Annotated in this window: 4 protein-coding genes; 3 read left to right on the top strand and 1 reads right to left on the bottom strand. The window is 68.4% G+C overall.

What is annotated here, in order from left to right:
• On the bottom strand, positions 1-814 hold an 814-nt coding region (locus tag VF330_RS35000; protein ID WP_330856016.1), incomplete at its 3' end, for a hypothetical protein.
• Between the two features lie 178 nt (positions 815-992).
• Here VF330_RS35000 and VF330_RS34995 point away from each other — a divergent pair.
• From VF330_RS34995 to VF330_RS34985, 3 genes are all read left to right on the top strand, one after another.
• Positions 993-3,383: a CHAT domain-containing protein gene (locus VF330_RS34995; protein WP_330856015.1), complete on the top strand. Its 2,391-nt coding sequence runs from the start codon at positions 993-995 to the stop codon at positions 3,381-3,383.
• A complete protein-coding gene (locus VF330_RS34990) occupies positions 3,380-4,651 on the top strand; it encodes a hypothetical protein (RefSeq protein WP_330856014.1) in 1,272 nt (423 codons plus the stop codon). The genes VF330_RS34995 and VF330_RS34990 overlap by 4 nt, the downstream gene beginning before the upstream one ends.
• 107 nt (positions 4,652-4,758) lie before the next feature.
• Positions 4,759-5,600: hypothetical protein (locus VF330_RS34985; protein WP_330856013.1), on the top strand; the 842-nt coding region annotated here is incomplete at its 3' end.

Raw genomic sequence — 5,600 nt, 5'->3', positions numbered from 1 at the left:
GCCGCTCGACGAACGCGGCCTGCCCGAACGAGGGCGACCGGCGCGCGGCACGGGCGCGGAACACGGACCCCAGGTACTCGTGCACCGCGGGCCGCTCAGGATCGTCCGGCGCCATCGCGTCGAGCGTGTCGGTGAACCCCTTCAGCGAGTCGTCGAGATCCTCGTCGGCGTGGGTGAGGTTGAACCGATGACTGATCGCGATCGCGAGGTTGAACAACCGTCCCGCCCGCATCGCGTGATCGGCCGGCGTCACCTCCACCGCACGCCGCAGAAAGGCGATCGCCTCGTCGACGTCCGGGACCGAAGACGTGCGCTCCGACCGGAACTTCAGCGCGGTGCCCAGGTTCGTCAGCATCGCCGCCAGGTTCGGGTGCGCCTCGGGACAGGCGGCCACGACGTGGCGCAGCGTCGTGATCGCGGAGTCCACGACCTCGGGCGGGTGCGAGTCCACGCTCTCGGGAACCAGGTCCGACGCGGTCCGCGCGGCCGCGTTCACCACCTCGTCCAGCAACGGCGCCGGAACGGCGTCAGGATCACCGCCGGCCGCGACGTAGGGCGCCAGCCAGCTGATCGCCGCGTCCCGATCCGGACTGAACCCAGGCGACCCCAGGGCCAGGTGCCGGCCCCAGAGGAACGATCCGAGGACAAGCCGCGCGGACGAGTGTTCCGCTGTCCCCCCGGCACCCTCGCTGATCGCCTGAGCGAGCCGTTCGGCCTCCTGGAGGGCCTCCGGTTCGAGCAGGAGATCCAGCTGCTCGCCTTCGAACGCGCGAACCACTCGGGCGTTCACCGCTTGGCGCAACTCGTCGAGCACCCGGTGCGCTCCCCTTCCGTGGATCTTCCTCAACACCTCGCGAACCCGTTGTCGCCACGGCCTGCTCATCCGTTACGGGGCCCAATCACTCGGAATACCAAGAAGTTCCTATACCCTGTGCAACGATGCCGGTTCACATCCTGCCCTGCCGGGATCGACTCGCTGGTAGCGTCCGTTCGTGTCGCCGAACTCCGACCATCACAAGACGCCGGCGGCGAAGGCCGTCCACGACCTGCTGGACGGCCTGCCGGGAGCCGGCCACGAATGGTTCTGCGACTTTGTCGAACAGCGACCGGAACTGCTCAGTGACGAGGCCGAGGACTACCTCAGCGATCTGATCAACTTCGCTGCCACCGCGCGCACGTCGGATGATCACTCGCTTGATCAAGAGCGACGCCGGCTCGAACGCCTGCGCCGATTGCTGCGTGACTGCCGGGCGAACGGCGTCGCCGTCGTCCGGCGACACGAAATCCTCGCACCCGACGTGAAGGTGGACGGGGCGGGCACGGGCCCGGACACGGTCGGCGCACTGGCCAACGATCAGACCGCGATGGACTGGCGCGAGGGAAAGCTCCTGCTCGAACTGGGACGCGTCGAAGAGGCGGTGGTCTACCTGAAACGAGCAGTCGAGGTGATGCGCGAACGGGGACAGCACGGCCTCGTGGGCACTACGGAAATGGCGCTGTACATGGCGGTACGGGGGAACCGGGCCACCCTCGACGTCCGGGCGGCCCTGGTCCACGCCGGGAACGCCGCCGTCGCGTTTCGCAGGGCGGGGAGCAACGCCGGCTTGCGCAAGGCGCTGACCTGCCTCGCCATCGACTCGGACCTGGTCGAGCCTGGCGGCGGCCGGGCGGAGCACTACCTCGCGTTGCTCGCCGAGACAGACGCCGACCTCGCCACGTGGCTGCGTTCCTACCTGCGCGGTGCCCGGCTCATCCTGATGTCCGGGCAGCAGGAAGGAGGCACCACGCTGCGCTGGTGCATGGACAATGTCCACCTCGTCAGCGGCAACGAGGCCGTCCGGGCGCACTGGCTGAACGAGTGTGCGCGCAAGCTCGTGTTCCTCGACCGCACCGTCGTGGCGGACATGGGCGGGAACACCACGGCCGACCAGATCGCGGCCGAGGCGCTGGCGAGGCTCCACCGCAGTCCGGAGGTCGCCGCCGAATACTCTCGCCGTGCGCTGTCCCTGGCCGAGCAGGAACGCCGATCCGTGGTGACGGAGGCATCCCAGCTGGCAATTTCGGCGAATTTGGCGCCGATCTACGACATCGCGGCGGAGGAGGCCGACCGCATCGGGCAGACCGCCGAAGCTCTCGACCTGGTTGAACTCAACACCGGTCGCGGCTTGCTCTCTCGGCTGATGATGCACCGGCTGTGGGGCGCGGCCGAAACCGGCGAGTCGGACCAGACCGGCCTCAAGCAGCAGGTGATCCGGTACCTGAGCGACGTGGAACGCGGCGGAGGCGCCGGTGTGCGAAACCAGCTCCACACCGCTCTCGCCCGCCTGTGGGAGGCGGTGGTGGCGGACGAACGGGCGGTCCTGGCCACAACATCGCGCAGTCGGCGAATCGTGGCGCCGGTCAAGACGGAACAGCTGACCGGGCACCTTCGAGCGGATGACGTGGTGGTGGTCTACGCCTCCATCGGCGTGATCTATACGATCGCCGCGACCGGCGTCCGCCGGGTCGCGGATCTCGATCTGGACGAGGTCGAACGCCTCTGCGCGCGGTACAGACGCCTGGCCTGCGCACCGGGCGACGACGCCGACCGGGCGGCGGCGGACATCGAGGCCGCCTGCGTGGATCCCGTACGAGCGGACCTCACCGGATACCGGCGGGTGTTCGTGGTGCCGGCCGGACCGTTGTGGGGTGTTCCACTAGGGGCGTTGGGAACACACCCGCTCAACACCGACCACCTCGTCACCACCGTGCCCAGCCTGTCCGTCCTCGACCACCTGCTGACTCGCCCACACCGGCCTCGGCGGGTCGAGCGGTTCGCCGGCATCGCCGACCCGGACGGCGGGCTGCCGCACGCGGCCGCGGAACTGACGACCGCCGCCGGTCACTTCTACGACCACACCTCGCAGGTCGGCCCGGAGATTGACGCTGGTGCTCTGCTCGCCGATCTGCCTGAAGCGGACGTGGTCCACATCGCTTCCCACGGTGTCGTCTTCGACGCGTTTCCGGAACTGACGGCGTTGCACGTGGCAGGCACGGGCCGCGACCGCGAACTGCTGTGGGCTCCCGATCTCGTGCGCCTCGACCTGCGTGCGCGACTCGTCGTGCTGGCCGCCTGTCACGCCGGGTTGTCGACAGCCCTGCCCGGCAACGAGTACGTCGGCCTGCCGGGCGTGTTCCTGGTCGCCGGCGCGCACACCGTGCTCGGTCCGCTGTGGAGGGTGGATGACCAGGTGACCGCGCGCTTCATGACGCACTTCTACGCGTCATTGCTCGACATGGGTGCGGCCGGGGCTCTGCACCACGCGCAGCAGCAGCTCAAAGCCGACCCGGCCACATCTCATCCGCACTACTGGGCGGCCTTCCAGCTGTTCGGGCTGTCATGAGCGACGCGCCGAAGGATCGCGACCTGGTCCCGCCGAAGACACCGGCTGACGACCTGCCCTTGCCGGCAGGGTTGCTGCTCGGCGTCGACGCCGAAGAGCTCTACCTGTACTTCGCCGAGAGCGGATGGACCGTCGGAGTGACCACGTCCAGGGGCAACGAGGTGCCTGCGGGGTACGCCCACAAGATCGACAGGATCCGCACCGACCTCTGGTCGTTGTCCGAGGGCTCCGCTCTCGTGCGGCAACTCGACGAGGCGTTGGCGCAGGTGCCTGCCATCCCGTCGACCTCGACTCGCGAGGAGAAGTTCCAGGAGGCGCGGGAAGCGCAGGAACACCTGCGACCGCTCTTCGCCGACTTCGTCACCGAGGTCGCGCTGCGGCTGCCTCCCGAGATCCTGCCCTGGTACGAGGTGGGTGTGTTCCTGGCTCAGGTGCACGTGTGCCTGGACGTGCTGGCCAGTCCGGACGCCGGAACCGTCGAGTGGATCAACGAGGAGTACGTCCAGGAGCTGCACAGAGTCGCTTCGCGTTTCGTCATTTCTTTGCATGAGGCTTGGGACAGCACTTCTTCCTCGTCGATTCCTCCAGTACTGGACCGGTCGCTGCGCACGCTCGCACAGCGCCTTGAAGAACCGCACGAGAATTCACTTGACGCATACCGAGTGAAGCTCATGTGCTCGAATGACGTGTTCACGGAGATGGGGATGACTCATTCCTCATCCAACCTGGCATTCCTGTACAGCGTGGCGAGAAGGAAAGCGGAGACCACCGAGCCGGAAGCGGAAACCCGAGACCCGCAGACAGAAGTGCAACAGCGGTGGGACGAATGCCACGAGCTGCTGCTCGCCAAGGAGTACGAGGCCGCCGAGCACGGTCTACACGCCCTGCTCGTCACGGCGCGCCGTTCGCTGGGCCCGCGCCACCACCTGCCCCTGATGATCCAGGCCGATCTGAGCATGGCCCTGATGGGACTCGGACGTGTCCCTCTCTGCATCGACCTCGCGCTGGACGCGGTCGACGACGCGGCCCGTCTCTTCGGCGATCGGCATCCCCTGACGGCGACGCTCGCGCAGGGCGCCCTGTGGAAGATGGTCATCACCGACCGGCCGACGCGGGAGATCGACGAACTCTTCCAGGCCAGGCTGAAGTGGCTGCTCAACACCGACGACGCCGAACTGTCCGAGGACCTGCGCCTCGTCCGGCACGGAGTCCTCATGGCGGCTCAGGACGCGAACAACCGCCGAGGCGCAGTTCGACCGGAGCATTGAGAAACGCCTCCACCTCCAATCAGGACATTTCCACGCGAGGCGTCCACTTCGGCCTCCCTAGGCCCGTCCTTCTCCGACACCCGACCGCCCACTGTTATTTTCTTCCGGTGCCAGAAGAGGATCCCGGCAAGCGAGCATTCGCGCTGTACCAGCGATACCTCCAGACGAACGATCTCCGCGACCTGCGCGAGTCGGTCGAGTTGCTGCGCCACGCCGCCGCCGCATCCCCGGCCAACCCCGCCCGCTTCGCGAACCTCGGCGCCGGCCTGGTCATGCTGTTCGACCGCGAAGGCGGCCCCGAGCTGCTGCCGGAAGCGGTCGCGGCGGCTGAACGGGCGGTCAAGCTCTCGCCCCGGTCGCCCGCCTACCTGTCGAACCTCTCCACCGCCCTCGAACTCCTCTTCCAGCAAACGAGCGACGACGAGACCCTCGCACGGGCCGTGCGCACCGCCAGGGCGGCCGTCGAGTCCACTCCAGACGGCGATGCATTGCTGACGATGCGGTTGTCCAACCTCTGCAACACACTTCGCTCGTCATACCTGCGCGGTGGCGACGAGGCGGCGATCGTGGAGGCGGTCACGGCGGCCGAGCGCGCCGCTCGCCTGCTGACCGGTCCGGGCGACGAGGCGAGCAGGTTGCTGTCGAACCTCGCCAACGCGCGCTGGGACCTCGCACACCACCGCGTCGACCCGGCGCTGCTCAGCGCGGCGGTCGCCACGTTCCAGGACGCGCTCGACGCCACACCGCACGACCACCCGAACCGGCCGGACGTGCTGGCGAACCTCGCGGTGCGGCGTGGTGCGGTCGCGGCGAACGACGCCGACGCCGACGCCGCCGTCGAGCTCGCCCGGCAGGCTCTGAACCAGACCGACGCCCTCGACCCCGACCGGCCGCACAAGGAGAGCTGCCTCGCATCAACGCTCCGCACCCGCTACAACCACACCGGCGA

This window comes from Lentzea sp., assembly GCF_036380075.1.
In the GTDB taxonomy this organism is placed as follows: Bacteria; Actinomycetota; Actinomycetes; order Mycobacteriales; family Pseudonocardiaceae; genus Lentzea.
Note: the sequence above shows the minus strand (reverse complement) of the source record. Positions and strands in the feature narration are given on the sequence as shown.

What these genes read in the sequence shown, in the direction of transcription:
- VF330_RS34990 (WP_330856014.1), top strand. Translation starts at nt 3,380, where the DNA reads ATGAGCGACGCGCCGAAGGATCGCGACCTGGTCCCGCCGAAGACACCG.